The organism is Verrucosispora sp. WMMC514 (assembly GCF_027497295.1).
Classification (GTDB): Bacteria; Actinomycetota; Actinomycetes; order Mycobacteriales; family Micromonosporaceae; genus Micromonospora; species Micromonospora palythoicola.
The window spans coordinates 3,198,229-3,225,201 of record NZ_CP114906.1 but is presented as its reverse complement, the minus strand read 5'-3'; the positions used below and the strand labels follow the sequence as shown (position 1 = coordinate 3,225,201).

The 26,973-nt window shown below is 70.1% G+C and carries 31 protein-coding genes, 3 tRNA genes and 2 pseudogenes; 20 read left to right on the top strand and 16 right to left on the bottom strand.

What is annotated here, in order from left to right; all coding sequences use genetic code 11:
• Positions 1-11 precede the first annotated feature (11 nt).
• Entirely contained in the window at positions 12-290 is a 279-nt protein-coding gene (locus O7597_RS14600; RefSeq protein ID WP_281582963.1) for a hypothetical protein, read from the bottom strand.
• A gap of 63 nt (positions 291-353) precedes the next feature.
• On the opposite strand from O7597_RS14600, the gene O7597_RS14595 reads away from it, so the two are divergent.
• From O7597_RS14595 to O7597_RS14530, 14 genes are all read left to right on the top strand, one after another.
• Positions 354-426: transfer RNA gene (locus tag O7597_RS14595), tRNA-Arg, on the top strand.
• Positions 427-431: 5 nt separating this feature from the next.
• Positions 432-509: transfer RNA gene (locus O7597_RS14590), tRNA-Cys, on the top strand.
• Between the two features lie 361 nt (positions 510-870).
• Positions 871-2,448: a TROVE domain-containing protein gene (locus tag O7597_RS14585; RefSeq protein ID WP_281582962.1), complete on the top strand. Its 1,578-nt coding sequence runs from the start codon at positions 871-873 to the stop codon at positions 2,446-2,448.
• A gap of 127 nt (positions 2,449-2,575) precedes the next feature.
• Positions 2,576-2,752, top strand: coding sequence for a hypothetical protein (locus tag O7597_RS14580; protein WP_281582961.1), 177 nt, complete (start codon positions 2,576-2,578; stop codon positions 2,750-2,752).
• Complete coding sequence (locus O7597_RS14575) at positions 2,749-3,249, top strand: hypothetical protein (protein WP_281582960.1); 501 nt, start codon at positions 2,749-2,751, stop codon at positions 3,247-3,249. Before O7597_RS14580 ends, O7597_RS14575 begins: the two co-directional genes overlap by 4 nt.
• Positions 3,250-3,415: 166 nt before the next feature.
• Positions 3,416-3,790 (top strand): hypothetical protein, encoded by a 375-nt coding sequence (locus O7597_RS14570; RefSeq protein ID WP_281582959.1) that lies wholly within the window; start codon positions 3,416-3,418, stop codon positions 3,788-3,790.
• A complete protein-coding gene (locus tag O7597_RS14565) occupies positions 3,787-5,046 on the top strand; it encodes a DUF6884 domain-containing protein (RefSeq protein WP_281582958.1) in 1,260 nt (419 codons plus the stop codon). The genes O7597_RS14570 and O7597_RS14565 overlap by 4 nt, the downstream gene beginning before the upstream one ends.
• Before the next feature lie 90 nt (positions 5,047-5,136).
• Positions 5,137-5,640, top strand: coding sequence for a hypothetical protein (locus O7597_RS14560; protein ID WP_281582957.1), 504 nt, complete (start codon positions 5,137-5,139; stop codon positions 5,638-5,640).
• A gap of 300 nt (positions 5,641-5,940) precedes the next feature.
• Complete coding sequence (locus tag O7597_RS14555) at positions 5,941-6,180, top strand: hypothetical protein (protein ID WP_281582956.1); 240 nt, start codon at positions 5,941-5,943, stop codon at positions 6,178-6,180.
• Positions 6,173-6,577, top strand: a complete 405-nt coding sequence (locus O7597_RS14550) for a hypothetical protein (protein ID WP_281582955.1) — start codon at positions 6,173-6,175, stop codon at positions 6,575-6,577. Before O7597_RS14555 ends, O7597_RS14550 begins: the two co-directional genes overlap by 8 nt.
• Complete coding sequence (locus O7597_RS14545) at positions 6,574-6,888, top strand: hypothetical protein (protein ID WP_281582954.1); 315 nt, start codon at positions 6,574-6,576, stop codon at positions 6,886-6,888. The genes O7597_RS14550 and O7597_RS14545 overlap by 4 nt, the downstream gene beginning before the upstream one ends.
• The gene (locus O7597_RS14540; protein ID WP_281582953.1) at positions 6,885-7,406 is read left to right on the top strand and encodes an AAA family ATPase; all 522 of its coding nucleotides are present in this window, start codon (positions 6,885-6,887) and stop codon (positions 7,404-7,406) included. The genes O7597_RS14545 and O7597_RS14540 overlap by 4 nt, the downstream gene beginning before the upstream one ends.
• A complete protein-coding gene (locus O7597_RS14535; RefSeq protein ID WP_281582952.1) occupies positions 7,403-7,525 on the top strand; it encodes a hypothetical protein in 123 nt (40 codons plus the stop codon). The genes O7597_RS14540 and O7597_RS14535 overlap by 4 nt, the downstream gene beginning before the upstream one ends.
• A gap of 319 nt (positions 7,526-7,844) precedes the next feature.
• The gene (locus tag O7597_RS14530; protein ID WP_281582951.1) at positions 7,845-8,786 is read left to right on the top strand and encodes a hypothetical protein; all 942 of its coding nucleotides are present in this window, start codon (positions 7,845-7,847) and stop codon (positions 8,784-8,786) included.
• Between the two features lie 120 nt (positions 8,787-8,906).
• Here the strand turns inward: O7597_RS14530 and O7597_RS14525 are convergent.
• Positions 8,907-8,979: transfer RNA gene (locus O7597_RS14525), tRNA-Arg, on the bottom strand.
• A 320-nt stretch (positions 8,980-9,299) separates the two neighbouring features.
• Here O7597_RS14525 and O7597_RS14520 point away from each other — a divergent pair.
• Positions 9,300-10,571 (top strand): ATP-binding protein, encoded by a 1,272-nt coding sequence (locus tag O7597_RS14520; protein ID WP_269742661.1) that lies wholly within the window; start codon positions 9,300-9,302, stop codon positions 10,569-10,571.
• A gap of 126 nt (positions 10,572-10,697) precedes the next feature.
• Positions 10,698-11,258 carry a hypothetical protein gene (locus tag O7597_RS14515; protein WP_269740092.1) on the top strand — a complete coding sequence of 187 codons (561 nt, stop codon included), beginning with the start codon at positions 10,698-10,700 and terminating at the stop codon, positions 11,256-11,258.
• 46 nt (positions 11,259-11,304) lie between these two features.
• Here O7597_RS14515 and O7597_RS14510 read toward each other — a convergent pair whose 3' ends face one another.
• Together O7597_RS14510 and O7597_RS14505 are read right to left on the bottom strand one after the other, a co-directional pair.
• The gene (locus O7597_RS14510) at positions 11,305-12,096 is read right to left on the bottom strand and encodes a hypothetical protein (protein ID WP_269740093.1); all 792 of its coding nucleotides are present in this window, start codon (positions 12,094-12,096) and stop codon (positions 11,305-11,307) included.
• Positions 12,093-12,722: an RNA polymerase sigma factor gene (locus tag O7597_RS14505; protein WP_269740094.1), complete on the bottom strand. Its 630-nt coding sequence runs from the start codon at positions 12,720-12,722 to the stop codon at positions 12,093-12,095. Before O7597_RS14505 ends, O7597_RS14510 begins: the two co-directional genes overlap by 4 nt.
• Positions 12,723-12,886: 164 nt before the next feature.
• Here O7597_RS14505 and O7597_RS31765 point away from each other — a divergent pair.
• The 3 genes and pseudogenes from O7597_RS31765 to O7597_RS14485 all read left to right on the top strand — a co-directional run bounded on the left by O7597_RS31765 (position 12,887) and on the right by O7597_RS14485 (position 15,257).
• Positions 12,887-13,453, top strand: a pseudogene (locus tag O7597_RS31765) (hypothetical protein).
• 2 nt (positions 13,454-13,455) lie between these two features.
• A pseudogene (locus O7597_RS14490) lies at positions 13,456-13,677 on the top strand (nucleotidyl transferase AbiEii/AbiGii toxin family protein); the annotation flags it as partial.
• 305 nt (positions 13,678-13,982) lie between these two features.
• Positions 13,983-15,257 carry an IS701 family transposase gene (locus tag O7597_RS14485; RefSeq protein ID WP_281583257.1) on the top strand — a complete coding sequence of 425 codons (1,275 nt, stop codon included), beginning with the start codon at positions 13,983-13,985 and terminating at the stop codon, positions 15,255-15,257.
• Between the two features lie 177 nt (positions 15,258-15,434).
• Here the strand turns inward: O7597_RS14485 and O7597_RS14480 are convergent, their stop codons facing one another.
• The 8 genes from O7597_RS14480 to O7597_RS14445 form a co-directional block, all read right to left on the bottom strand.
• Complete coding sequence (locus O7597_RS14480; RefSeq protein ID WP_281582949.1) at positions 15,435-15,770, bottom strand: hypothetical protein; 336 nt, start codon at positions 15,768-15,770, stop codon at positions 15,435-15,437.
• 136 nt (positions 15,771-15,906) lie between these two features.
• Positions 15,907-16,305 carry an Imm7 family immunity protein gene (locus O7597_RS14475; protein WP_281582948.1) on the bottom strand — a complete coding sequence of 133 codons (399 nt, stop codon included), beginning with the start codon at positions 16,303-16,305 and terminating at the stop codon, positions 15,907-15,909.
• A 228-nt stretch (positions 16,306-16,533) separates the two neighbouring features.
• Complete coding sequence (locus O7597_RS14470) at positions 16,534-17,475, bottom strand: hypothetical protein (RefSeq protein WP_281582947.1); 942 nt, start codon at positions 17,473-17,475, stop codon at positions 16,534-16,536.
• Between the two features lie 373 nt (positions 17,476-17,848).
• A complete protein-coding gene (locus O7597_RS14465; RefSeq protein ID WP_281582946.1) occupies positions 17,849-19,018 on the bottom strand; it encodes an FAD-dependent oxidoreductase in 1,170 nt (389 codons plus the stop codon).
• Positions 19,015-20,649, bottom strand: a complete 1,635-nt coding sequence (locus O7597_RS14460) for a (2,3-dihydroxybenzoyl)adenylate synthase (protein ID WP_281582945.1) — start codon at positions 20,647-20,649, stop codon at positions 19,015-19,017. Before O7597_RS14460 ends, O7597_RS14465 begins: the two co-directional genes overlap by 4 nt.
• A gap of 2 nt (positions 20,650-20,651) precedes the next feature.
• Positions 20,652-21,329, bottom strand: a complete 678-nt coding sequence (locus tag O7597_RS14455) for a DUF2461 domain-containing protein (RefSeq protein ID WP_281582944.1) — start codon at positions 21,327-21,329, stop codon at positions 20,652-20,654.
• 7 nt (positions 21,330-21,336) lie between these two features.
• Positions 21,337-22,557 (bottom strand): 3-deoxy-7-phosphoheptulonate synthase, encoded by a 1,221-nt coding sequence (locus tag O7597_RS14450; RefSeq protein ID WP_281582943.1) that lies wholly within the window; start codon positions 22,555-22,557, stop codon positions 21,337-21,339.
• On the bottom strand, positions 22,554-23,174 hold the full coding sequence (locus O7597_RS14445) for a pyridoxal 5'-phosphate synthase (protein ID WP_281582942.1): 621 nt from the start codon (positions 23,172-23,174) through the stop codon (positions 22,554-22,556). Before O7597_RS14445 ends, O7597_RS14450 begins: the two co-directional genes overlap by 4 nt.
• Positions 23,175-23,225: 51 nt before the next feature.
• On the opposite strand from O7597_RS14445, the gene O7597_RS14440 reads away from it, so the two are divergent.
• A complete protein-coding gene (locus O7597_RS14440) occupies positions 23,226-23,909 on the top strand; it encodes a methyltransferase domain-containing protein (RefSeq protein ID WP_269740105.1) in 684 nt (227 codons plus the stop codon).
• Between the two features lie 53 nt (positions 23,910-23,962).
• On the opposite strand, the gene O7597_RS14435 is transcribed toward O7597_RS14440, so the two are convergent.
• From O7597_RS14435 to O7597_RS14420, 4 genes are read right to left on the bottom strand one after another with little or no spacing between them, the layout of a single operon-like run.
• Entirely contained in the window at positions 23,963-24,715 is a 753-nt protein-coding gene (locus tag O7597_RS14435) for an ABC transporter permease (protein WP_281582941.1), read from the bottom strand.
• Positions 24,712-25,497 carry an ABC transporter permease gene (locus tag O7597_RS14430; protein ID WP_281582940.1) on the bottom strand — a complete coding sequence of 262 codons (786 nt, stop codon included), beginning with the start codon at positions 25,495-25,497 and terminating at the stop codon, positions 24,712-24,714. Before O7597_RS14430 ends, O7597_RS14435 begins: the two co-directional genes overlap by 4 nt.
• On the bottom strand, positions 25,494-26,450 hold the full coding sequence (locus O7597_RS14425; protein WP_281582939.1) for an ATP-binding cassette domain-containing protein: 957 nt from the start codon (positions 26,448-26,450) through the stop codon (positions 25,494-25,496). The genes O7597_RS14430 and O7597_RS14425 overlap by 4 nt, the downstream gene beginning before the upstream one ends.
• 56 nt (positions 26,451-26,506) lie before the next feature.
• Complete coding sequence (locus O7597_RS14420) at positions 26,507-26,893, bottom strand: nuclear transport factor 2 family protein (protein WP_269740109.1); 387 nt, start codon at positions 26,891-26,893, stop codon at positions 26,507-26,509.
• Positions 26,894-26,973 lie beyond the last annotated feature (80 nt).

The following is a 26,973-nucleotide window of genomic DNA, read 5'->3' as shown; positions in this document are numbered from 1 at the left end:
ACGCGCACCAGCTACTCCGGGGTCCGCTTGTCCCTGCGTCTGCGGTTCGCTCGCCACCGCTTGCGCTTGGCGGCCTTGATCGCAGGGTCCGCGTTACGGGCGTTCAGCCGGGCGATGTCCTTGGCCTTGCGCTTGGCGGTGTCCCTGAGGTGCCAGTGGCCGCACTGCTGGTCAAGGTAGGGCTCATAGTCCCGGCCGTAGTGGCTGGCGAAGGTCGCGGCGGCACGGCCGGCGTCCTCGGCGGTGCCGTACTGCCGCTTGTCGGCGGCGGTGCAGCGGGGGGAACCCATGGCCCGTCCGTCCCTTCGTTCACGGCGGATTCTAGTGCCACCTGGCGACTCGCTCGCCACCATGCCTTCGTAGCTCAGGGGAGAGAGCGGCGGTTTCCGGGACCGCAGGTCGCAGGTTCGATTCCTGCCGGGGGCGCGCTTGGCCTCGTGTCGGTCCGGGTGGGCCGCCCCGCCTGCAAAGCGGGTGATCGACCGGTTCGAGTCCGGACGAGGTCTCCACGTCTGCCATCCGCTGTGGACGTGTTTCAGCGATTCGCTAGCATGATCTACGATCGGGCTGCTATGGTCAGACATGACGCAACTCCCGGTGCCCAGTCCAGCGGTTACTTCTTTCGGATAGAAACCACACCGATGGACGCCTTGATCTCGGGAGGCCACAACCTAAGATGCGGGTGCCCGGTGCCCAGGCTCCGGATACTTCCACTGCTAATGGGGTGGTTGCGGGTTCGAGTCCCGCTCCCAGCTTCGGCCGGGGTAGCTCAATCGGCAGAGCGCCTAATGTAAGCCGTGGCCGACTTGATCTCGGGCACCCGCACTCTGGACGTCGTGGCTCCTCCCCCAAGCGTGAGGAGCCATTTTCGTGTCCAAGTTCAACCGCACCGCAGTCCGGCCCGCCGCCCAGTCCCCGATCGTCACCGCGTCCACCCCGACCGGGCAGACACACGAGGGCGGCCAGGGATTCGCCCGCGAGGCACAGTCGGAACTCTTCCTCCTCGCGGTCAGCAACATGGTCGCCGAGAAGACGTTCTACGAGTCGGCCGACACCCGCGACGAACGCTACGAACGGCTCATCGGTCAGGTCGCCGTCGCCGATCCGGCGTGGATGCTCGGATTCGTGGGCTGGCTGCGCGGTGACGCGAACATGCGGTCGGCGTCGATCGTCGCCGCGGTCGAGGCCGTCCGGGCGCGGCTCGCGGCCGGTGTCGCCGAGGGGCCGGTGACGAACCGGCAGCTCATCGCCGCGGCCATGCTGCGCGCCGACGAGCCGGGCGAGCTGCTGGCGTACTGGCTCGGCCGGTACGGTGCCCGCATCCCGAAGCCCGTCAAGCGGGGTGTCGCAGACGCCGTCGTGCGGCTGTACACCCAGCGGTCGTTGCTCAAGTACGACACCGTCAGCAAGGGACTCCGGTTCGGCCGCGTGCTGGACCTGGTGCACCCGGTGGCCCAGTCGCCGGAGCAGGGCGCGTTGTTCGCGCACGCGCACGAGCGGTTGCGGAACCGGGCGTGGGCAGTTGACGCGGAGGCGCTGCCGATCGTGGCGTTCAACGCGACGCTGCGCGAGCTGGCCACCGAGGGCGACCCGGGCCGACTGCTCGACGCGGAGAATCTGCGTCGGGCGGGCATGACGTGGGAGGACGCCCTGTCGCTGGCCGGGGACCGGGTTGACAAGGCCCGACTGTGGGAGGCGCTGATTCCGTCGATGGGTCTGATGGCGTTGGCGCGGAACCTGCGGAACTTCGACCAGGCCGGCGTCAGCGACGAGATGGCCGCGACCGTCGCGGCCCGGATCGCCGACCCCGCCGAGGTGGCCAAGTCGCGGATGTTCCCCTTTCGGTGGCTGGCCGCGTACCGGTCGGCCCCGTCGCTACGGTGGGGCCACGCCCTCGACAAGGCACTGTCCGCCTCACTGGCGAACGTGCCGGCGCTCGCCGGGCGGACGCTGATCCTCGTCGACACGTCGGGTTCGATGATGGACCGGATGTCGGGCCGGTCGGAGTTGACCCGGGCGGACGCTGCCGGGGTGTTCGCTGCCGGGCTGGCGTTGCGGACAGAGTCCCCGACGCTGGTGTGGTTCAACAACACCTCGGGTGAGGTGACGGTGCCGCGCGGTGGGTCGCTGCTGCGGTTGGTGGATTCGATTCCGAAGCCGAACGGCGGTACGTACACGGCGAGCGCGGTTCGGCGATGGTTCGCCGGCCATGACCGGGTGGTGATCGTCACCGACGAGCAGTCGGCGTGGGACGGTAGCCCGGCGGCGGAGGTGCCGGCGCGGACTCCGCTGTACACCTGGAACCTGGCTGGCTACCGGCACGGGCATGGGCCGTCTGGTGGCCGGTTCCGGCACACGTTCGGTGGTCTGACCGATCAGGCGTTCCGGATGATTCCGCTCCTTGAGCGGGGCGTGTCGGGTGCCTGGCCGTGGGAGTCGACGGACTGAGCACTAGTCACGGATGGAGCCCTCTGGCCTGCGGGTCGGGGGGTTTCGTTCGTTTCGGCGTTTCGGTGGCCAGGCCGCCCGTCGTCCGGTATCTTGATAGTAGAAACAGCGATCAAGGGGGTTGAGGGTGGCTAAGAGTAGGGGTGTGATCCTCCGCAACCGGGGTGCCGGCCTGCGGTTCTGGCGCGACGAGGCCACCGGCGACGGCGGGATGCGCTACCTCCGCAAGCGCGTCCGGCGACGCGGAGAGCGGCAGTGGCGTCGCGAGAACGGCCTGACCTCGGGACGGAGCGCCGACCGATGACCACGACGCTGCCGCCCGTGTGGCACCTCGACGTCGATGGCGTCATCAACGTCTCCCGCCCCGGCTGGGGAGCCGCACCCCGCACCGGCTACGCCTACGCCGCCGGCCGGGGATGGAAGATGCGGTGGGCACCCGCCCTCATCACGCGCATCCGTGACCTGCACAAGGCCGGCACGGTCGAGGTCCGCTGGTGCACCACCTGGTGCGCGTACGCCGACCAGCTCGAACGACTGTGGGCGCTGCCGCCGCTCGTCCGGGCGTTCACCGAGGACATCAACGGCGACGCCGCGTCGCTGGCGAAGCTGGCCGCTGCCCGGCAGGTGATCGCCGAGGGTCGCCGGCTCATCTGGACCGACGACACGGAGGTGCCGCGGTGGGGTGAGGTTCACGACGAGTTGGTGTTCGGTGGTGCGCTGTTGATCCGGCCACGCGGGTCGATCGGGTTGCAGCCGGAACACCTGGACCAGATCGAGGCGTTCGCGTGGGATGTGGAGTGATGGACCGCGCCCCGACGTGGCGGCAGGTTACCGATGCCCTGGCCGAGCGCATGAGCCATCACGCGCACTGCGCTAAACACCCGGAGGCGAACTCTGATCCGGAGTGCCCGTTCTGCGAGGACCGGGCCGCGTATCGCCTGTGGGAGCGGAAGCGGGAGGCGAGCCGGTGACCCGCCGCCGCAAGGCCCGGCAGGGCCGTGACCGTACCGCCGAGATGGACCAGCTCTACGCCGAACTCCCGGAGATCGACTGCAAGGGCTTGTGTCACGAGTCGTGCAACGCGATCGTCATGACCCCGTTGGAGCGGGGGCGTATCCGGGAGCGGGGTGTCGACATCAGCCCGTTGGACATGCCGTGCCCGGCGTTGACCCCGTTGCGCCGCTGCTCGGTGAGAGATATACGGCCGATGATCTGCCGGCTCTGGGGTTTGGTCGAGTCGATGGCCTGCCCGCACGGCTGCGTGCCGGAGGGTGGGTTCCTGGACGAGACGACCGCTCGGCGGCTGCTGGACCGGTCGATGGTGATCGGTGGTCGACCGTGACTCTCTGGGAGGGCATCACGTACGTCGTGCCGTGCGGCGGCGCGAAGCTCCCCCACCCGGCCCCGGCCCGTGACCTGTACGTCGGGTCGCTGTTCCGGCACACGCTGGCCGCCGCCGAACAGTCGGCCCGCCTCGACGGCGAGGCCGCCGGTCTGCCGGCGCGGGTGCTGATCCTGTCCGCCCTGCATGGCCTCGTCGAGCCCGACACGGTGTTGGCCCCGTACGACCAGCGGATGGACGCCCCCGGGTCGGTGACCGCGGCACGGCTCGCCGAGCAGGCCACCGCCCTGGGTATCGAGTGGGGGGCGCAGGTGTACGCGCTGCTGCCCCGCCCCTACCTGCGGCGGCTCGACGAAGCCCTCCGCAGCCTCGACGTGTGGGTGCAGGACGTGTACGAGGCGTGCGGCGGCGGGATGGGTGAGCAGAAGCGCGTCAACGTGCACATCGGCCGCCCGCCGGTGCCCGCGCAGGTCGAGCCGGACGGGCCGGGGCCGGTCGTGTGGCTCGGTGGTGACGTGTCCGCCCTCTGGTGGGGCAGGCGGGTGCTGGTGTCGTACGTGCGGCTGCGGCGGGCGAAGACCCTGCCCGTAGCGGTCGCTGACTGGCTGCTGGACTCGGGCGGCTACGACCAGCTCATGCGCCACGGCGGGTGGACCGTCAGTGTCGCCGAGTACGCGGCGGACATCCGCCGGTACGGGCAGGAGATCGGCCGGCTACGGTGGGTGGCGCCGCAGGACTGGCCCGCCTCCCGGGCCGCACTGGCGCGGACCGGGTTGAGCGAGGAGGAGCATCAGCGGCGCACCGTCGCGTCGGTGGTGGACCTGCGGGCCGCCGACACGGGTGTGCACATCGCGGCGCTGGTGACGGGGACGACGCCGGCCGGCTATCTGCGGCACGTCGACATGTACGCGCAGGCGGGCATCGACCTGCGGGCGGAGCCGATCGTGGCGGTGGGCGCGTTGCTGCGGCGTCCGGTGCGGGAGGCCGCCGAGATCGTGCGGCTGCTACATGCTGCTGGTTTGCGGCTGCACACCTTGGGCGGTAAGGGTCCGCTGCTCGGCCTGGTGGGTGGGTTGATCGAGTCGACGGATTCGGCGGACTGGTCGGGTAACGCGCGCCGGCACGTCGGCCGCTGCCGGCATGGGCTTGTGGTGTGGGAGGCGAACTGTCCGCAGGCTGCCGCCGAGTGGGGTGTGCGGCAGCGCGAGTTGGCGGCCGGGTCGGCGGCGCAGCCGATGTTGCCGTTGGCGTGCTGATCGGGTCGGGTTTCGTGGTTGTCGTGGACCGGCACGCCCCCACGAGGTATCTTGATAGTAGGAACAGCAATTGAGATCATCTGTGAGGGCATGATGCCGTTACCCGCGTTCCCCACCATCCGATTCGCCGACGTCGACAACGCCGACCTGAGCGCCCTCGCCACCTGGCTCCGCGACAGCACCGCCGCCGTCGAAGCCGAACAGGCCCGCCGTACCGCCGTCCGCGTCCAGGTCGCCCGCGCAGCCGCCTACCGCATCGCCACAGAAGGCCACGACGACCCCCGCTGGACACCGCTGCCGTGGGACGGAGCCCGCATCGCCGCCGGCCCCCACAGCGGCCGGACCGGGTTCATCGTCGACCGGTGCGGCGACGGCTGCGAACAGGTCGACGGACAACCCCGCTGGCAGCTCTACATCGCCGGAGGCGGCCCCGTCGTGACGTGCATCCCCCGCGAGCACCTACGCCCGGTGGCGACGGTGCGCCGCGACACCGACCCGCCCAACCAGCGCCGCCGCTGCGACTACAAGTGCCTGTGCTGCAAGTCCGCACCCCGCGCCCAGCTCGCCATCACCGGCACACCGGCCAACCACTGAGGAGACGACGTTGAGAAACAAGCTCTGGCAGACATCCGGACGCCCCGGCGAACGGCGGCTGCCCGTCCGCGTAAAACGGCACAGCAGATTCGTCGCCGGTCTGACGGTCACGATCGTCGGCACCCGATGGAGCCGAACCTGGGGACTGCTGCCAGCCGGAACACAGCTCGACGTGGTGGGTCACCCCGACTGGCTGGGCGGCCAGTCATGGCAGACCCCGGACAGCCGCGGTCCGGTTCGGCTCCGTCCGCGTCGATTGCTCACCCGGCCGACCCTGGCCCTGTGCAAGTGGAGGTACCGATGACGAAAGCGACCGCCCTGCGGCCCGGCGACACGGTCACCGCGACCGTGGACGACACCACCGGAACCACCGTCACCGCCGACCTGACCGTCATCCTGTCCGACCGGCTCGGCTGCGGCTGCTGGCGGTACACCTGCCAGCGTCCCGGGCCCGCCGTGACCGGAGCTTGCCGGTCGGTGCAGGTGCTAACCGGCTGCGGCCGGCACCCGTCCGACACCGCCGGTGGCCTCAATGGCTGACCTGAATCCGTTCGCTGTTGTCGCCCTGGCCGAACTGCGCAACCAGACCGCGCACTGGCTCACCCAAGCCGGCATGGAAACCCAGGCGGAGGCCCTGCGTAGCCTGCCGCCGATCCTCGACACCGTAACCGTGGCAGCCGCCGCCGCTACGGTGCAGCCGATGATGCTGGCCGCGTACCGGCGCTCCGGTGTAGTGACATGGCCCCAAGCGGATCGTGGATACCGTACGGTGCGGGTCGGAGGTGGGCTGGCCGCGCTCTTGGACGTCAGTAGCGCGCACCCGCAGCCACCGTGCCCAGAAGCCCCGGACGAGTGCGCGGGTGCGAGGCAGTTGGCCGGCTGGCTGCACACGGTGGCCGTCTTCGCTGCTCACGCCGCCACCGAGGAGACACGGTGACCCGCCGCCGCGCCCGCAACCCGCGACGGATCACCCTCGACTTCCTCCGCGCGTTCAAGAACGACGTCAGCGGGATCATCCACCGGTGGAACGTTGACGGGCGGGTGTACCTGGACCCGTCCGAGCGGGAGGAACCGTCCCGGTGGTGGCGGCCCCGTCAGCGGCACGAGTACCCGGAGCACGACCCGCAGGCGTGGGCGTGTCTCGCCAACGACGCCGACGAGATGGCCCGCAGTCTCGCGGCGCTGGCCCGGTTCGCGCGGGAGCAGCGGGCCGCCGTGTTGGAGGCCACGGCAGGGGACGACCGGTGAGCGACGTCGAGCTGGTAGCGACTCGCGGTATCCCCGCCTCGGGGAAGTCGACGTGGGCTGGCGAGTGGGTCGCCGAGAACCCTGCGGGACGTGCCCGGATCAGCCGCGATGGCGCGCGGACGATGATGCACGGCGGATGGCTCGGCACCGAGGAACAGGAACGGCAGGTCACGATCGTCACCCACGGGGCGATCCTGGACCTGCTCCGCGCGGGCGTCTCCGTCGTCTGTGACGACACGAGTCTTGACGACGCGCATCTCACCGCACTGTGGGACATCGCCGACCGGGCCGGGGCGCCGCTGCGGGTCGTGGACTTCACCGCCGTGCCGTTGGAGTTGTGCCTGCGTCGGGACGAGGCGCGTACCGGGGCGGACCGGGTCGGCGATGTCGTCATCACCGGCATGTGGGCGGTGTACGTCGAGGGGCGTCCGTCGCCGCTGCCACTGCCGCCGCTCGTCCAGGCCACGGTGGAGACGCCGCACGGGTGGCTGGTGCCGGCGCAAGGTGGCACGCGGTGACCACCCAGCCCCGAATGCTCCAGATCCGCCACACCTCCGCGCCGATGCCGGAGGGCTGCCGGTGGTGCGGCGTGCCGGAGCGGGAGCACGCCGCCCCGGCCCGCGAGCCCATCCCCTAACCCCCGGCCGGGTGGGCTGTTCGGTCAGGGTGATTGGCCCGGTCGGGGCCGATACATAGCGACGGTCGCATAGTTGTGAGAGCGAGACGGTTACCCGTTCGCCTCCGACTGGTGCGAAACCCGTCGGCCGCACGTTGCGCGCTGCGACTTTCGCGGCGCGGATGGTTGCAGACCTGCAACTTCTCGTCGCAGAGTGGTGTCCTCACCACCCTCGGCGACATCCTCTGTTAACTTGCGGCTAACCCTCTTTAAGTAACTGAAACTGCCGTATTGAGTACCGGACGAAGTCCCGTCCACCGGACCCGACACGGGAGGGACGATGGCCGAACCACATCGCCAGGTCGACGCACCCACGCTCGACCTCGCCGCCGTCCGCCGTGCCACTACCCGCCCGAACGAACGCAGACGTCGCCGCAGGCCACCCACAGTCGAGCCGGCCCGCTGGTACACCATCGCCACCGCCACCGTCGCCATCACCGCTGCCGCAGACTGGGTCGCTCTCACCTTCCACCGCGCCGCTCTCGCAGACGACGCCGAACTGCGCCCCTACCTCGACGAGCACATCGCCGCCAACACGGCCGCCACCGGCTCGGCGGCACTACTCCTCGCCATCTGGGCGATCTGGGCGATCAGGGCCGGCACCCGCCACCCCCGGGCCGTAGCCGTATCGGCGGGCCGCCCTGAGGTGCGCAGCAACCAGCCGGTGAGCCGGTTCGAGGGCCGCGCCGCTCCCGGGCAACGAACATGGGTTACCCGTGACCGTCAAACCAACACTGGGCGACCGCCACCCGCGACCGCAGACGTGACCGAACTGGACGACGCCATCCAAGCCGGTGTCGCCCACCTCGGCACGGAACGCCGGCCGTCCCGCCGGTTCACCGTCGCCGCGGCGGTCGCCAGCCTGGCGGCGACGGCCGGCTGGGGCGCATTTGCACTTCATAGCCTGTTCGTGGCCGGTGGCCCCCCGACGTCGGGCATCGTCATCCACGCTGTTCTCGCATCCATCCTGACCATGGTCGGTATCGCCCTCGACGCGGTGTGGTTGGTGGCTTGGCGGTCCGGCCGCCGGGAGTCCGTCCGGGATCAGCTCGCGGCGGACCGGTATGAGCGGCTGCTGGCGGAGATCGGGCAGATGCGGGCGGACCTGCGGGACGGCGACGGGCGTGCGTTGGCGGCGGTGGAACGGGCCCAGCAGCTCATCGGATCGCCGGAGGGTGGGACGGTGCGGCCGTTCCCTGCCCGGCCGCCGAACATGCGCTAGGTGGGTGCTGCGACACGCCCGACAGGGGCGGTTTGCCAGGGGCCTTGTGGGGGCGGTGACCCCACGGTGACCCCAACGCCACCCAACTCCCTAGATCATTAAGGCGTGTTTTGGCTGGTGTGCCCCCGGCAGGATTCGAACCTGCGACACACGGTTTAGGAAACCGATGCTCTATCCCCTGAGCTACGAGGGCGCGAGGGCACAGTCTAGCGACCTGGGTTCACCTGGGGTGGCAGGGCGTGGCCCACGTTTCCCGAGACGGTTGTTGTAGCAGCCCAGGGAGTCTCTACGCGAGTTCACGCAGCGCCACCTCTGCTGATCTTGGTTGTTCAGGCTAGTAGGGATCTTCTGCGGATGCAGGCCCAGCAGCAACACGAGGTAGCCGTGGACACCTTCATGAACCGGCTCGCCCGCACGCCCGCAGATGGAACATCAAACGACCGCATATCGAACGCACGTTGGCCCGCAGATCGAAAGCCGAAGTCCTCGCAGATCGAAAATGCGGCCGCTATGATGACGCCCGTGCCCACACCGCACCTGATCCCCCGCCGCGCCGCCGCGCAGGTCAATGCTGCCCTGGCGGACACCCGCGTCGTCTTGATCAACGGAGCACGCCAAGCAGGCAAGAGCACCCTGGTCCGCCTCGTTGCCGGCGATCGTCTGGCCGAGCGCCGCGATCTTGATCGGGCTCAGGACCGGGCAGCGGCGATCGCCGATCCGGTCGGATTCGTGGACTCCTCCGAACTCCTGGTCATCGACGAGATCCAGCGCGCTCCGGAGCTGCTGCTGGCCATCAAGGCTGCCGTCGACGAAGATCCCCGTCCTGGCCGGTACCTACTCACCGGATCGTCTCGGCTGTTCGGCATGGTGGCTGCGCCGGACGCGCTGCCCGGTCGGATGGAAACTATCGAGCTCTGGCCGTTCTCCCAAGGCGAACTCGACGGGGCCCTGGACGGATTCATCGACGCCGTCTTCGCGCTCGGCCCGGACCTGCGACACGAGTCGGACGTGACCCGCGCCGACTACGCAGCCCGAATCGTGCGCGGCGGCCTGCCCGAGGCCACCACCCGCACCGACCCGCGCCGCCGCCAACGATTCCTCGACGCCTACGTCCAGGCGCTCATCGACCGCGATGTCCGGCAGCTGTCCGACATTCAGCACAAGGGCGAGCTACGCAGGCTGGTACGCCTCCTCGCGGCCAGATCCGCGACCATCATCGCCGCCAACTCCCTCGAATCCGCCCTCGGACTGAGCCGGCCGACGATCGCCCGCTACCTCCAAGCCCTGGAAGAGATCTTTCTGATCAAACGGATCCCGGGCTGGTCCCGCAACCTGGGCACCCGGGCCACCTCCGCGTCGAAACTGATCTTCGTCGACTCGGGCATCGCCGCCAACGAGATCGCGACCGACGCCCGGGCACTGCTCCGGCCGGGCGCACCGTTCGGCCCGCTGCTCGAATCATTTGTCCTTTCCGAGCTGTCCCGGCAACTCACCTGGTCCGAGCAGTTCGTCGACCTGTCCCACTACCGTGACCAGAGCAGGTACGAAGTCGACGCGGTACTCGAAAACAGAGCCGGTCAGGTCGTCGGGATCGAAGTCAAAGCAGCCACCACCGTCGGACCCGACGACTTCCGCGGCCTACGCCGACTGGCCGACCGCCTCGGCAATGACTTCGTCGCCGGCATCGTCCTCTATACCGGAACCGCCACGCTGCCATTCGGCGACAGACTCCGTGCCATGCCGGTCAGCACCATATGGCAGGTTTCCGCCTCGACAGCAGACTGACCTGACAGCATCAGCGCTCCATCGAGCCCGGGCAGGCGTATGGCATGGCGGCCCATGACGGCTGGTCGCCGGACGCCACCGGTCTGGCTCCTGGCCAACCGACGCTGCAGCGGCTTGAATGGCGGTGTGCAGGTCAGCAAGCACGGGCGGAGTTGGCGCGTCGGCACCGCCGCCGACGTGAGTTGGATCGCCGGTCACACCACTGCCGGCGTCTCGATCACCACCGCCATCCCACCGGTCTTCGACGCCTACGCCACCACGTACCAGGCCGACGAGGTCACCGCCGCCACCTACGAGCAGGCCCTGGTCGAGGACCTCATCACGCACACTCCGGACCAGCCGTGGTGGCTGGCCTACCTCGACACCGGCGCCCACGACGTCGTCTTCCCTCAGGCCCCGAGGGTGTTCCTCTACTGGGACTGGCCGTACGTGCTGGTCGAGGCCGGTCCCGAGCAGGCCCTCACCTGGCGCACCGGTGGGCACATGCGCCACGGCCGCGGCACGCTACCCGATCTGTTCTTTCCCGCCGACCGGTCATGGCTTGTCTCCGCGCTCTGGGACGACACCTGGACCTGCATCGGCGGGCCGGCACCACTGATCCACACCCTGGAGCGCGACCCGGTGGCCAACGCCCGCCAGGTCCGACCCGACGAGGACGCGCTGCCACCAGGACTGGTCCGCGAGTGACGATCAAACCAGGACCGAGCCGACCCAAAGGTTCGCGAACCTCTGGTTATTGGATCGGTAGCCGGACGGTTGACGGGTCGACGAGCGTGACGCCGGTGGCAGTGCGCACCTGCAGCTTGCTGCCGGCGAGTTCGCCACGATCGCTGGGCCACCACACACCCCAGATGCCGTTCCTCAGCGTGGCGCTCACTCGAAGTCCATTCGCCAGTACTACGTCGACGCCAGTCACCGCGGCACCGCTCAGGCCAAACATCTGGAAGGCTTGAATGCCGCCCTCTGGCGGCTGCTGCAAAACGCCGCCGAGCACCAGCACGGCACTGTCTTGCGGCTTGGTGAACGGTTTGTCGGAGACGGTGGCCGCCATGAGGTTAAGCCCATTGCGCCCGTCGGCCTTCAGGCCGGACAGGGCGATCAAGGGGTCCCTGGAGGTGCCGCTGCCCATCGAGACATCGACGCAGAAGGTGAAGCCGCCGCGTCGATCGACCAGCACCTCCCGTCGGTCCGCCGCCTCGCGGCGCGCCGGGACACCTCCGACGCCCACCCCGCCGACGCCGAGGTCGCTGCATTTCGAAGCCCAGCGCTCAACGTCTTCATCCGAAGCGGTCAGTGGTGGAGCGGCCTGCGGGACGGGCGTCCAAGCGGCATAATTCTGCTGCGGTTGCTCGGGGTCGACCGCGAGCGCGATGAAGCCGACTGCCGCGGTCAGGACAGTGAGGCCACCGGCTATGGCGATACGCCGGTTCCGGATCGGGGCAGCGCCACGCGAGGCCTGAGCAACCAGCATTCGCCGAACGTCGGTGTGGCGCTGTGGGTCCAGGCGGGATCGCAGCTCAGTCATGACATCTCCTGTCGCTGTGTGGGGGTGTCGACTGGGCAGGTCGCGGGATCGACGATGGTTAATGATTCTGTCTCGGCGTCGAGCCGGGACCGGGCCCGCGACAACCGTGATCGGACGGTGCCCACCGGTACGCCGAGCGCCACTGCCGCCTCGGCATATGTGAGGCCCTGCCAGACACAGAGCAGCAACACGTCGCGGTCGGGCGGCCTGAGTCGCTCGAGAGCCGCCCGCAACCGGGTCAGGTGTCGCTCGTCGTCGAGCCGGCCGGCGACCTCCTCGGCGTGGTCGGGCGTGGCCGAAGCGGGTGCCAGCCGTTCCAGCGCCCGTCGATGCCGCACCGCGGTCCGCCAGCGATGCTGAATCGTTCGGCGAGCGATCCCGTACAACCACGGCAGCGCGTTGCCATCGACCAGCTCGACCTCACCCCGCCGACGCCACGCCTCCAGGAACACGATGGAGACCAGATCATCGGCGGCGTCGATCGAGCCGGTCCGGCGGGCACAGAATGCCCGGATGGCCCCGCCGTGCCGGTCAAAGAGCACACCGAAGCACTCGGCCTCCCCCTGGCGCGCTCTCTGCCACAGCTCGCCGTCGTCGGCCCGGATCATGTCCGCCGTCTCGCTCACACTCTCCTATGACCGTTGCGCCCGTCAGGTTCCACTTCCGGTAGCACTACATCTGAACTAGCCCAGTGCAGCATGCTCGCCACAGCCGGCTCAGGTTCATGACACCGACAACAAGGGGTACGCTAGGCCAAGCATGCTTGGCCTAGCGTAGTAGGCTGACGAGCATGGGTCGGTTCTCCGAGGATGAGCTGCAGGCGGTTGTCTCCAGGTACGAGGCGACGCGGGCACAGGCGTTGACCGAGCGGGACGAGCAGCTACGGGCGTTCCACGCCGCCGGCTGGCGGCCGGTGGATCTGCAGCGGGTCACCGGGTACAGCCGGGAGACGATCCGTCAGGCGCTCCGACCGGACGTCCGACGGGCGACAAACCTCAGCCGGCGCAGGACGGCACCCTAGCCGCCGGCGGACTACCGGCCCTACGGTGACCGCAAGCCCTACGTCGTGGCCGAAACCCTCGCCGCGCTGCGCGGCCCAACCGACGGCACGGTGACACTCCCGCGTCACCTCGACTGGTCCGGACACGCCGAGTACGACCTGAACCGGACCGCACGCCTGGCCAGCATGTACAAGGTGGTACTCACCGAAGCCAGTAGCGTCGAGGATCTGCACACCTGGCTCGACGCCGACCTCCTCCGGCGGCTCTGGCCCACCCTCTGGCTGCCACCCCAGCTCCGCCAGCGCTGGGAGGAAGCCTTCCCCGAACTCGCCGCAACCCGTAGCGAGGTGGCGTAGCGGTGGACCCCTTCCACGAACGCCTCGCCCGTACCGGACTCGCGGCGGCCGAACGATACGGCTTCGCTCTGGCCGGCGGCTACGCGGTCCAGGCCGCCGGACTCCTGGAGCGGCCCAGCGAGGACGTCGACCTGTTCACCGCCTGGGACCGCCGCAACGAGTTCACCGCCGCGGTCGCCGCCGTCGTAAACGCCTACCGGAACGACGGCCTGACCGTCGAGACTCACGGCAACGTTGAGCCTGCACCCGCGGTACCCACAACGTCCCAGCTGATCTTCGGCAAGCGATCGCAGCGAGCCCGCGAAGCGACCAGCACGTAGCCGGGGACGGCAGGAAAGCCACAGATCATCAGCCTGCGACCACCGCTGGACCGTCGGGTTAGTACGGCAGCCGCCGTTTGAGATGTCGCTGGTGGGGCCGGGTAGACGAGGTGCGGCCACCGCGTGATCGTCTGTCTGCTGTGGACATAACTTCAGATCTGGCGGTGGCCGCGTGCCACAGCGTAAACCCTGCCCGGTGGCGGCGGGTTCTGGCCGGGGTGTCTGATGCGTTCGCGGGTCGGTTCGGGCGGGTCGAGCCGCGGCGGGCTGCGGCGGCGTTCGTGACCGGGCTGCTGGCGGATATCGAGGTCAAGACGTGCTGGCAGTTGGCGGAGCAGGCCGGGCATGCGCGGCCGGATGCGATGCAGAGGTTGTTGTATCGGGCGGTGTGGGATGCCGACGCCGTCCGCGACGATCTGCGTGACGTGGTCGTGGCCCGGTTCGGTGACTCGGACGCGGTGCTGGTCGTTGACGAGACCGGGGATCTGAAGAAGGGCACGCATACGGTTGGGGTGCAACGCCAGTACACCGGCACCGCCGGCCGGATCGAGAACGCGCAGGTAGGGGTGTTCTGTGGCTACGCCAGCCGGCATGGGCACACACTGATCGACCGCCGGGTCTACCTGCCGGTGTCGTGGACCGATGACCGGGACAGATGCCAGGCCGCCGGAGTTCCCGACGAGGTCGTCTTCGCCACGAAGTCCGAGCTGGCCGCCGACATGATCACCGCTGCCCTCGACGCCGGCGTCCCCGCTGGGTGGGCGGCTGCGGACGAGGCCTACGGCAACAGCAGTGTCTTCCGTGCTCGCCTGCGTGAACACCACCTGGGCTACGTCCTGGCCGTGTCCCGCAGCCACCTCGTCCCCCTCGACGGCGGCAAGACCCGCCTGCGGGCTGACCGGGTCGCCGCCGGCCTGCCGGCCTCGGCGTGGCAGCGCCGCAGCGCTGGCGCCGGATCCAAGGGCCCGCGTTTCTACGACTGGGCCTGGCTCGACGACGTCTGCACCGACGCCGACCCCGACGACGGCGGCCACCACAGCCTCCTGATCCGCCGCAACACCACCACCGGTGAACTGGCCTTCTACCGCTGCTGGACACCCAGACCGGCCACCCTCGCCCAGCTCGTGAGGGTCGCCGGCATCCGCTGGACGGTCGAGGAAAGCTTCCAAGCCGCCAAGGGCCAGGTCGGCCTCGACCAACACCAAGTCCGCCGCTGGGACTCCTGGCACCGCTTCACCACCCTCGCCCTGGCCGCCCTCGCCGTCTTGGCGATCTGCGCCGCCGAAGCCGACGATGATTCCACCGACACCGGTCTGATCAAGCTGACCGTCAACGAGACCCGCCGGCTGATCAACACCCTCGTACTCCGCCCGATCCGCGACCTCGCCCACCGTCTGCGCTGGTCAGACTGGCGCCGCCGCCATCAAGCCCGAGCCCGCCAAGCCCACTACACCCGACGCCTCAACCTCGAACTCCAGCCATGATCCCGAACGGCGGCTGCCGTATTAGGAAACCGATGCTCTATCCCCTGAGCTACGAGGGCGCGAGGGCACAGTCTACCGACCTGGGGTTCACCTGGGGTGGCAGGGCGTGGCCCGCGACGACCCACGCTCCCCTGACCCGTGTTCGCCCAGCCCAGGACCAAACCCGGAGTCTCCGTGTCACTCCGGGGTGATCTTGGAGGGCAGGGTGAATCGGCCGGCGCGACGGGGTTGCGTCGGCAGGGAGCGATCCGGTTCAGGCTGCCGCGCGGATCGCTGGTGCCGGTCGGGTGAAGGTTCTGCCGACCCGGACGAGCGCCCAGAGGACGTCGAGGCGTCGCCGGGCGAGAATGGCTTGCCGGTGGTTCTTTCCTTCGGCGCGTGTCTTCCCGGAGACCATTCGCGAGTCGCGGGAACAGGTGCCAAACCTGCATGAGCGGCGACTTTGGCGGGGCTGTCGTACTCGGTCATGCCGGCGGTGTGGACGAGCAGTTCGGCGGTGAGCAGGTTACCCATGCCGGGCATGCTCCCGATGATCGGCGCCAAGGGGTGCTGGTCGAGCTGCTCGGCGATGAGGTCGGCGCTTCCGGTTCAGGTCCACTGCCCGCTCCAGGGGAGGGCTGGTCCCGGTGAGCAGTTCCTGCAAGCGGAATCAGTCCTCCACGACGGGGTGCAGCGGTGACAGAAACGGGTCGAGGCGTTCGGTGATGTCACTCCGCGCCATGACGTGGACCAGGAACGCGTTCGGTCCGGGAGGAACAGGCATTTCCTCGTCTTTTTCGTAGAGGAGGCCATAGGAGCCCGGTAGCCTTCGTGCCACAAATTTGAGCACCTGGCGCATCCCTGCCGCCTCATCCCGACGTCGGTTCGCCACTCCGTGCAGGAGCAGGTGGTACTCCCCGTTGAGTACCGTCACCTCCGCCGAGACGTTCGTCGGGAAGTCCAACCCGGCTATCATCTCGTTCAGCTCATCGATGATGGCGTGGAGTTGGCCGACGTCTGATTCCTCGGTGGTCTGCGAGAGGCGAAACCATCCGTGGAACTCGTACATGCCACCCTCCGAGCGGTCTGGTTTCGATGACGGGCTCGATGCCGTTCCAGGCACCGTATTCGTGCAGCTTCCTTCGCGCTGGCCGGCGGCTACGCGGTCCAGGCCGCCAGAGCGTCGGGTCAGGACACCGACACCCCTGTCCGAGCGGGCCTGACCAGTGACGCCGCCGGGGCCGACCCAGACGGGTCGGCCCCGGCGTACGGCCCGGCAGAAATGAGAGGGGCCCGGTCAGCGCGGGAACAATTCCTGGTCGGCAAGCACGACCAGTTCGTCGGAACGCGCCGACATCGACGTCTTCGTTTCGTCGACCCAGACGTCGTAGCCCACCGGCGGACCTGACGGTCCCCACAGAGCACCCACGATGGTGGCCGTCCGCCCCTGGTGGAGGTCACGGAGCAGGCGGGCCCGGGTGCCCGGGGCGTGACCGTCGTCGGCGACGATGAGCAGAGCGTCCAGGATCTGCCGGACACCCAGGATGGGCAGCCCGTCCACGTACAGCTCTCCCGCGTAGCCCTCGCGCGGGGTCACCATGGTGCGGAGAAGCGCGGCATGCCGGATCGCCTCTCGGCGGAACTGCCAGTCGGTGCTGTGCTCGGCGGCGGCCAGCGCCTTCTCGATCGCCGGCCACAGCACGACCGGCTCCCGGTCGAGCAGCCGGCGGGCTTCACGGTCCAACTCCGCACAGGCCATATCGAGCGCGGTCTCCTCCCCCATCTCCGAGATCCAGGCCAGGTCACCCACCTCGGGCAGCAGCCCCGGTGACTCGGCCGCGACGACGATGTACAACATCGCGAGCAGTTCTTGGCGTCCTTCACCGTGGTAGAGCGGGCCCACCCCGGTCCCGTTGGGCCCCCGGGTGGGCGGAAAACGCTCGACGAGGTGTTGGGCCCGGCCGTCGGGGAGCCTCCCGGCCCGCCGGGTATCCGCGACCCGCTCTTCGAAGGACCGCCGTTCGCGGCGTTCGATCAGCAATTGGCGGTGTGAGTCGAAGCCGGTCGGATAGATCGTGCGTCCATAGCTGGAGAGAGTCTCGCCGGGCTGGAGACCGACCGCCTCAAGCTGCCGGGCAGCCACCGAGTAGGCGACTCCGGTCCGGGCGGCCTGTTCCCGGATCGCCCGCTTGCGGGCGCGCCCCGGCCGTGGCATGAACCGCGGGTTCTGATCAGACATGGCGCCTCCGGTGCAGTCCCACGCCCTTCACCAGACGGTCGGCGTGGCAGGCACGCCGGGATCTCGACCCAACCGCGCGGAGTCGGAGACTCTTGGCCCCAGGACGCAACCAGGCGTGGGCTGTCACGTCGGGCGCAGGCAGGCGCGCTGCCGTCCGCCATGATATCGCGATGACACCACCATCTCTGACGACGCGGGTGGATGCCGGGCGTCTCCTGCCGGGGCGTCGCGTGGTGGCTGGCCACGAGACGGAAGAGCACGATAAGCCGGTCCCGTTCAATCTTCGGCACGTCCGCCGCACCGAGCTTGCCGAGAAGCCGCCACCTCCGGTGACCGGAAAGGGATGGGGTGACGACGGTCCACGCCCGGCAGGTCAGTACTTGCTGTCGGCGGACGGGCCCTGACGAGGTCCGTAGGGCGCCGTCTCCAGCCACCGGCCGAGCGCCGGAACCACCGGCGCCAGGGTGGCGCAGCAGCGCTGCCGGATCCGCATCGCCCGCCCCGGCCGCAGGTGACGCAGCGCGGCCCCAGCCGCGTCCCGGTTGTAGCGGGCCGCCGCGTGCCGCCGCGCGGCGTACCTGGGCACCGCCGTCGGATCGGCGTCCGCCGCCGCGATCGCCTCGGCCGCGGCGACGGCGTCGGCTATCCCGCTGTTCATCCCCCGGGCGCCGAAGGGTGGGAACAGGTGCGCCGCCTCCCCCGCGAGCAGCACCCGATGGTGCTCGTCGGTGAGCCGGTCGGCCACCACCTGGTGGAAGTGGTACCGGGCGACCCACAGGATCCGGTCCCGATATCGCTTCGGCACCACGGCGGGCAGCCAGCGCCGCGCCGCCTCGACGCTGTCGAAGGTCTCCGGGGCATCGGTGTCGCGGCACTGGAGGTCGATCTGCCAGCCGCCGGCGAAGGGCACCTGAAGCACGGTACGACCGTCGAGGGCCGGATGTTCGTAGCGGAAGATCCGGCGCGGCGGCATTGGCCGATTCGGATCTTCGGCCAGGTCGACGACGACGTGGAAGCCGCGCGGTCGGGGGCCGTGCAGCCGCACGCCGAGCGAGCGGCGGACCGCCGAGCGGGCACCGTCGGCGGCGACGACGTACCCGCTGCTCCACCGCCGACCGTCCCCGGTTTCCAGCGTGACCGCCTGCGGCCCGGTCGAGACCGTGGTCACCCCGGTGCCCCACTCGAACTGGACCCCGGCTCGCTCGCAGGCTGCCAGGAGCAGGCGTTCCGTCTCCACCTGACGCAGACTGGCGAACGGGGGCAGCCCGCCGGAGTGCGGCGGATAGCTACGGGAGTAGACCAACCGCCCCCGGTAGTACGTCTCGCGGGTCGGCCAGACCACGGCCCGCTGGGCGATCTCCTCGGCGAGGTCCGGGTTGAGCCCGGCGAGCAGCCGCAACGTCCGATTGTGTACGAACAGGGCCCGGCTGCCCGGGCGGGCACGGTCCGCCGGCTCCGCTTCCAGCACCGTGGCCGGCAGACCCGCCGCCCGCAGCGCCAGGGCGGCCGTGAGGCCGGTCGGACCGGCGCCTACCACGATCATCGGCCACCCTCCGCGCTGGTGGAGCCGGGCTGCGCGCCGGTGAGTTCGCGGATCCGCTCCCGCAGCCGCCGTTTGTCCACCTTGCCCACCGCGGTACGCGGAAACGACTCGACCAGCTCCAACCGGTCCGGCAGCTTGTACGCCGCAAGCCCTCGGTCCCGCAGGAACGCCACCATCTCGGCCAGCCGTGGCGCCGCACCACGCGGTCCGGGCACCACGAATGCGCAGGTCCGTTCGCCGATCAGCGGGTCCGGCATGGCGACCACGGCGCACTCCCGTACGGCCGGATGAGCCAGCAGATGGTCCTCCACCTCGTCCGCGGCCACCTTGTCGCCACCCCGGTTGATCTGGTCCTTCACCCGGCCCTCCACCACCAGGTGCCCGCTGGGCAGCAGCCGGACCAGGTCGCCGGTGCGGAAGAACCCGTCGGCGGTGAAGGCGGTGGCGTTGTGTTCCTCCGCCTGGTAGTAGCCGCGCGGGGTGTACGGCCCACGGGTGAGCAGCTCCCCCACCTCGCCGTCGGGCACCACGGCACCGCTGGCGTCGACGACCCGGATCTCGTCGTCGGGAGAGAGCGGCCGGCCCTGGGTGGTGGCCACGGTCTCCGGTGGGTCGTCCAGGGCGGTCTGGCAGAGCAGCCCTTCGGCCATGCCGAACGACTGCTGCACCGCGCAACCGAGGGCCGGGCCGAACCGTCGGGCGGCGTCGGCACCGAACTTCGCGCCGCCCACCTGGACCAGCCGCAGGCTGGACAGATCCGACCCCGCGACCCCGGCCATCTCCAGCCAGAGCAGGGCCAGCGGCGGGACCAGCCCGGTCACCGTCACCCGCTCCCGTTCGATCAGGGGGAAGACGTCCTCGACGCTCGGCGACGGAGCGAGCACCACCCGGCCGCCGACGTGCAGGGTACCGAGCACGCCCGGGCAGGCCAGCGCGTAGTTGTGCCCTACCGGCAGCACCGCCAGATAGCTGTCGGCGGCGGTCAGGCCGGCGTTCTCGGCGCTGATCCGAACGTTGTAGCCGTAGTCCTGGTGGGTTCGGGGAATCAGCTTCGGCAGTCCGGTCGTCCCGCCGGAGAGCAGGAACAGCGCCACGTCCGCCGGGTCGGGGGCGGGCAGCGGCTCGGGCTCGGCGTCCACCGTGTCGAGGGCCACGAACTCCGCCGGCTCACCCACGACGAAGACGTGCTCCGGCCCGGCCACCCGACGGGCGAGTTCGCGGTGGTCGAAGCCGAGGTAGCTGTCCGGAATCACCAGCGCGGTCGCGTCACTCATGGCGCAGAGGTGGGCGAGTTCGCTCTCCCGGTGGGCGGGCAGCGCGAAGACCGGCAGCGCGCCGAGCCGGAACAGGGCATGGCACAGCGTCACGAACTCGATCACGTTGGGCAGTTGGACCACGACCCGGTCCCCGGGGGACAGGCCGGCCCGGCGCAGGCCCGCGGCCAACCGGTCGGCACGCCGGTCCAGCTCCCCGTAGGTCATCCGGCGGGCCGGCTCGACAAGTGCGACCCGGTCGGCGTCGGCCCTGGCCAGGGTCCGCAGCCGGGTGCCGAGCGGCTCCGGCCGCCAGTAGCCCCGCTCGGTGTACCGCCGGGCCAATTCCGGCGGCCAGGGTACGCACCCGGCCAGCATGTTCAGCTCCCTCCGGTCGTGGAGACGTGCCGGTCCAGCCAGTCGACAAGCGGTCCGAGCGCGTCCCAGCCGTCCCGGACGAGGCGTACCGCCGCCTCGCCGTCGATCCCGTCGGACACCCGGTGCACCCGGTCGGCGGCCAGCGACCGGTACCGCAGCAGCTCCACCCGCGGATGATCGGCCGGACAGCCGCGCGGTCTGGTCTTGAGCCGTTCCCCGATCAGGTCCCAGTCGTCGGCGGTGAGGTCGTCGACGATCCGTTGCAGCGCGGCGCCGGAGCGGGCGTCGTCAACCGCCTCGCGGTAGCGCTCGACCTGTTCGGCGGAGAGGCCGTGGTAGCCGCCGCCCAGTCGCAGCCCTTCGGCGTCGAGCTGCAGGTAGTAACCGACGCTGTCGGCCGAGCCGGCGGTCAACCCCTGGTACGTCTTGTACGGCGACTTGTCCTTCGCGAACCGGACGTCGCGCTGCGGTCGCCACACCTTGACCGCGCCGTACTTGTCGCCGAGCTCGGCGGCGAGCGCCTCCATCGGCTCACGAACGCACGAGTCGTACGTGTCCTTGTGCCGGTGCCAGTGGTCGCGGGTGTTGTGCTTCTCCAGGTCCTGGTAGAAGCGGAACGCCTCGGCCGGGAAGCCGCCGAACGTCTTGACGTCCGCGCTGCCCTGCTGTCGTCTGCTCATCGCTGGTTCACCTCCGTCGGGTCAGGCCCGCGAAATGGGCCACGAGTTCGTCCGCCTGTTTCCGGTTGAGCCGCGGGTCGCAGGCGCTTGTGTACCGGGGCTGCGCGACCCGCGCCGGTGACACCGGCGTGTCGACCGGAGCGGCGACGCACTCGGTCACGTCCTCCGGGGTCACCTCCAGGTGCAGCCCGGCCGGGTGCAGCCGGTGGGCGGCGAGGATCCGGACGAAGGCGGTCACCTCGTCGTGGATCGCCTCCACCGGGCGGGTCTTTCCGCCGGAGCGCAGCCGGTACGTGTTGCCGTGCATCGGATCGCACAGCCACACCACCGGTACCCCGTGCCGACGGACCGCCAGCACCACCTCGGGCAGGATGCGCCGGATCCGCTGTGAGCCGAGCCGGACGATGAACGACACCTTGCCGGGTCGACCCTGCGGGTTCAGTACCCGGCTCAGCCGGACCGCCTCGCCGGCGGTGATGGATGGTCCGATCTTGACACCGACCGGGTTGCTCAGCTCCGCCGCCCAGCGCACGTGCCAGCCGTGCGGTGCCCGGGTCCGGTCGCCGATCCACAGCAGATGCCCGGAGGAGGCGTACCGACCGGCCCTTCCGGGTCGCTCCAGCGCGGTCTCGTAGTCGCGCAGCAGCGCTTCGTGCGAGGTGAAGACCGGGGCGGGCACCTGACCCACGGCACCGGCCGGGTCCGGCCACTCCAGGTCGGGCACGGCCCGTCGCCGGAGCTGGCGCAGCACGACGGCAGCGCAGTCGTACCCGGTCAGCATCCGGTTCGGGTCCGGGGTACGGGCCACCCGGGTCGCCTCCGGCCGGTTGACCAGATCCCCCCGGTACGCGGGCAGCACCGTACCGTCGGGCAGCCGCTCCCACGCCGACGAACGCGGTTTCGCGTACTGACCGGCGATCCGCCCGACCGCCACCACCGGCAACCCGGAGCCTCGGTGCAGCAGCGCGGCGAGACTGGTCAACTGGGTCAGCCGGGCGGCGACCGGCTCCGGGGCGGCCTCGGTGAACCGCTCCGCGCAGTCGCCGGCCTGCAACACCATCGCCTCGCCCCGGGCCGCCCGGTCGAGCCGGCCGGCGAGGAGCTCGCACTCGGCTTCGGTGACCAGGCCGGACCGGCTGGCGAGGATCTCCCGGACGCCTGCCACCGCCGCCGGATCCGGCCACTGCGGCTGTTGCAACGCCTCCGGCTCGACGAGGGATCCGGTCACGGCGCGATCCGTTCGCCGGCCCAGCCGTCCCCGGTGCGCCGGTACCGCAGCCGTTCCGGGGCACCGGCCGGGCCTCCCTGCCAGAACTCGATCTGCTCCGGTAGCAGTCGTAGCCCGCCCCACTGCGTAGGCCTAGGTATCTCCTGTCCCGCGAAGCGCCGCTCGGTGGCCACGATCCGGTCGGTCAACGGCTCGTCGAGCACCGACCGTTGGTCGGTCGACCAGGCCAGCAGCTGCACCGGTCGGGGCAGCCGGCTGTAGTACTCGTCGCTGGCCAGCGGGTCCAGCCGCTCCACCGGCCCGTTGACCCGGACCTGCCGGGACGTCTCCAACCAGCCGAAGCAGAGTTCGGCGTACGGGTGGACGGCGAGATCGGTCGCCTTGCGGCTGCGGTAGCTGGTGAAGAAGACGAAGCCGGTGTCGACCCGGGCCAGGTCGACGTACCGCGCGGTGGGGCGTCCGTCCGGCCCGACCGTGGCCAGCACCACGGCTGCCGGGTCGGCGGGACATCGGGCAACCCAATCCGCGCGCCAGTCCTGGAACCGTCGCAGCGGGTCGATTCCGATCCACTGGGGATTGTCCGCCTGTTGCCTGGGTACTCGCCGTTCGACTCGCACCGTACCGTCCTCCTGTGTTTATGCTCCCGGTACCGGAAAGGGGGCAGATACTTGGATTCCCGGAATCAAGACCTGGTCCTGCGCCTGCGGGACCGGCATCAGGACATCGTCGAGCCCCAGACCTTCGAACTGCTGGGGCAGGAATGGGATCTCCTTCCCGGGGTCTACGCGCCACACCTGACCCCCTCCGCCGCCCTGTACGCCGAATGGCTCAGCTATCCCATCGGCGGATCGTTCTGTGAGATGGGCTGCGGTACCGGCTATCTCTCCGTCATCGCCGCGCAGCGCGGCTGCGCGGCGGTCACCGCGCTCGACATCAGTGCCGCGGCCGTGGAGAACACCCGGCGCAACGCCGAGCGACACGGCGTCGCCGACCGGGTGACCGCGCGGTGCGGCGACATGTTCCAGCCGCTGACCGAGGACGAACGCTTCGACCTGATCTTCTGGAACTCCAACTTCGTCGGTACCTCCCCCGGCGGATCGCCGGACGACCTGCTGGACCGGGCCTTCTTCGACCCGGGGTACGCGGCCCACACGGCGTTTCTGGGTACCGTCGGGCGGCATCTGGCACCCGGCGGGCGGGTCCTGCTCGGCTTCGCCGACCTGGGTGATCCGGCGATGCTCGGCCGAATCGCCGCCGAACACGGCTGGCGGCCGGTGACCCGCCGGTGTGCCGTCGGCGAGTACCCGGACGGCGAGCTGCGGTACGAGCTGATCGAGCTGCTCCGCTCGTGAGACCGCCGGCGCTGAGCCACCCGTCCACACGGGTGGCTCGGCGCGGTCGGCGGTCATCGCCGGCTGAGCCGCAGCGCCAACGGACCCAGCAGCAGCGTGGCGCCGAGCACCCAGGCCAGGGTCTGCAGCACCGGCACCAGGACCGGCCCTCCCGAGGAGAGACCGACCAACGCGGCGTGCGCGCAGCTCAACGGATTGGCCCGGATCACCGGCTGGGCCCACCCCGGGAACGCCGACAACGGCACCAGACAGGTGGAGACCAGCAGGAGCAGGGTGACCGGCGCGTTCAGGGCACTCGCCGCCGCCTCCGCGCTGCGGGCGGTCAGGGCCACCACCAGCGCCAACCAGAGAAAGATCAGCGCGAACAGCAGCACCACCAGCAGGAAGCCGACCGCCGCCGCGACGCCCTGCTCGAACCGGAACCCGAGGAGGTAGCCCGCCGCGACGGTCACCACGGTGACCAGCACGAACTTGACCACGTCGCCGGCCATCCGGCCGAGCAGTGGGGACATCCGAGCGATCGGCATGGTCCGCAGCCGCCCCTGGAATCCGCCGTGCACGTCGGCGTGGAAACCGACGGCCGTGCCCACGCAGCTGTAGGCGACGCTGAACAGCACGATCCCCGGGGCCAGCCGCGCGATGTACGGCTCGTCGGTCGCCCCACCGACCACCTCGCCGAACATCACCAGCAGCAACACCAGCAGGATCAGCGGAAAGGTGATGGCGTCACCGAGCAGCCGTGGGCTGCGCAGGAACCGGCGCAGGTTCCGACCGGCCAGGACCGACGCTTCGTACCCGACACTCATCGAGCCCTCCTGAATGCACGCGCGGCGGCCCACGAGAAGATCACCAGCAGTCCCGCCAGCCAGGCGACCGCCGGCCAGATCTGGCCCCAGGACGGCGTCGCCGAGGCGAGCGACCGCAGGGCCTCGATGACCACCGAGACCGGGGAGTACCTGATCACCGGCTCCAGCCAACCGGGGAAGGCGTCGGCCGGCACGAACGCGGTGGAGAGCATGATCAGGGCCAGGTACGGCAGGTTCAGCGTCGCCGCCACCGCCTCCGGATCGGTCGAGGAGAGGCCCACCGCGGTCGTCGCCGCGGTCAAGGTCAACGCGAACGCCACCGCGAGCAGCACGAAGCCGAGTACGGCCAAGGCTCCACCCTGGAACCGGAACCCCGCGACGTACCCGGTGGCACTGATCACCACCACCGCGAGCACCGCCCAGACCGCGTCCGAGGCGAGCCGGCCGACCACCACCGCCGCCCGGTTGACCGGCATCGACAGGCAGCGGGTGAGCATCCCCGAGGCCCGGTCGGCGGCGGAGGCGGCACCCGACGTGTTCGCCACCGTGAACATCCACTGCGCGACGATCGCCGGCGGCAGGAACTGGGCGTAGTCCAGCCCACGCTCGGCGAAGAGCCGGCCGAAGAGCAGCAGGAACCCGAAGACGAAGATCACCGGGAACACGCCGAACACGACGAGCATCTCGGCGTTGGCCCGCTGCCGCAGGTTCCGGCCGGCGAGTGCGGAGCCCTGGGCGACCAGGTTTCCGATGCCGTGCTCGGTGCCGGTCGCCGCCGTCATACCCCGGACCTCTCCGCGCTCGGCCGCTGCGTCCCGTCCGAGGTGAAGGCGAAGAAGACCTCGTCCATCGTGGGTTTGCGCAGGGCCACGTTCTCGGCCTCGATGCCCGCCTCCTCCAGCAGCCGGACCACGTCGGCGAGCGTCCGGGCACGAGGCGCCGGCACGACGAGCGCGCCGTCGCGCTCGGCGACCTCGCCCAGGCCGGAACGGAGTGCGGCGGCGGCAGCCTCCTTCTCAGGAACCGGCACCTCGATCTCGCACACCTGGCCGCCGACCCGCTCCTTGAGTTCGTCGGTGGTCCCCTCGGCGATCACCTTCCCGTCGTCGAGCACCACGACCCGATCGGCCAGGCGGTCGATCTCTTCGAGGTACTGAGAGGTCAGCAGGACGGTGCTGCCGCCGTCACGGAGCTGGCGGATGAGCTGCCACATCTCCTCCCGGCTGCGCGGGTCGAGCCCGGTGGTGGGCTCGTCGAGGAAGAGCACCGGCCGCTCGACCACCAGGCTGGCGGCCAGGTCCAGGCGACGGCGCATCCCTCCCGAGTAGCTCTTGACCGGCTTGTCGGCCGCCTCGGTGAGGCGGAACCGGTCGAGGAGTTCCTCGGCGCGCTGGCGGGCCCGGGTTCGGCCGAGCCGGAGCAGGCGACCGAACAGGACGAGGTTCTCCCGTCCGGTCAGCACCTCGTCGAGGGCGGCGAACTGGCCGGTCAGGGCGATCGACTCGCGGACCTGCCGGGGCTCTGCCACCACGTCGTGGCCGGCGACGGCCGCCCGGCCGCCGTCCGGCTCGACGAGTGTGGTGAGGCAGTTGATGACCGTGGTCTTGCCGGCTCCGTTCGAGCCGAGCAGGCCGAGCAGGGTTCCGCCGGGCACCGTGAAGGAGATGTCCGCCACGGCGACCTTGTCGCCGAACTCCTTGCGGAGGTGTTCGACCTCGATGCCGGGTTGTGTCACCGCTTCGTCCTCTCCGGGGCCGCCGGCCAGCGCGAGGGCCGGCACCGTCGTTGGTCTCAGCTCTCCTGGTTGGACATCGGCGTCTGCTGGTGGAACAGCAGCTTCCAGCCGTCCGCCTGGCGCTGCCAGAGGCTGGACATGTAGAGCCGGAAGGTGCCTCGGCCGCTCACCTCGGCGATCGCCCGATAGGTGATCACGGCGGTGTCGTCACTGACCGGCACGATCCGCTGCTCGTCGAGGGTGAAGCCGGTGAACGGCGAGGTGTTCCCGTCGATCTCGGCGACCAGGTCGTCACCGGTGGAGATCCCGTCGTGCTCCACCACGAGGGTCTGCGCGGTGACCAGTTGGCGGTAGAAGTCGCCGTTGGCCGACGAGATGGCCCGCCACCCCTCCTGCTCCAGGGCGAAGAGTTCCTTCTCCAGATCCTGCGTGATCGTTGTCATGATTTATCCTTTCGATAGTGTTTCCTCATCTATTTCACCGAATGTAGCCGGCGAAACCCAAAGAGCCGTTTTGATCTAAG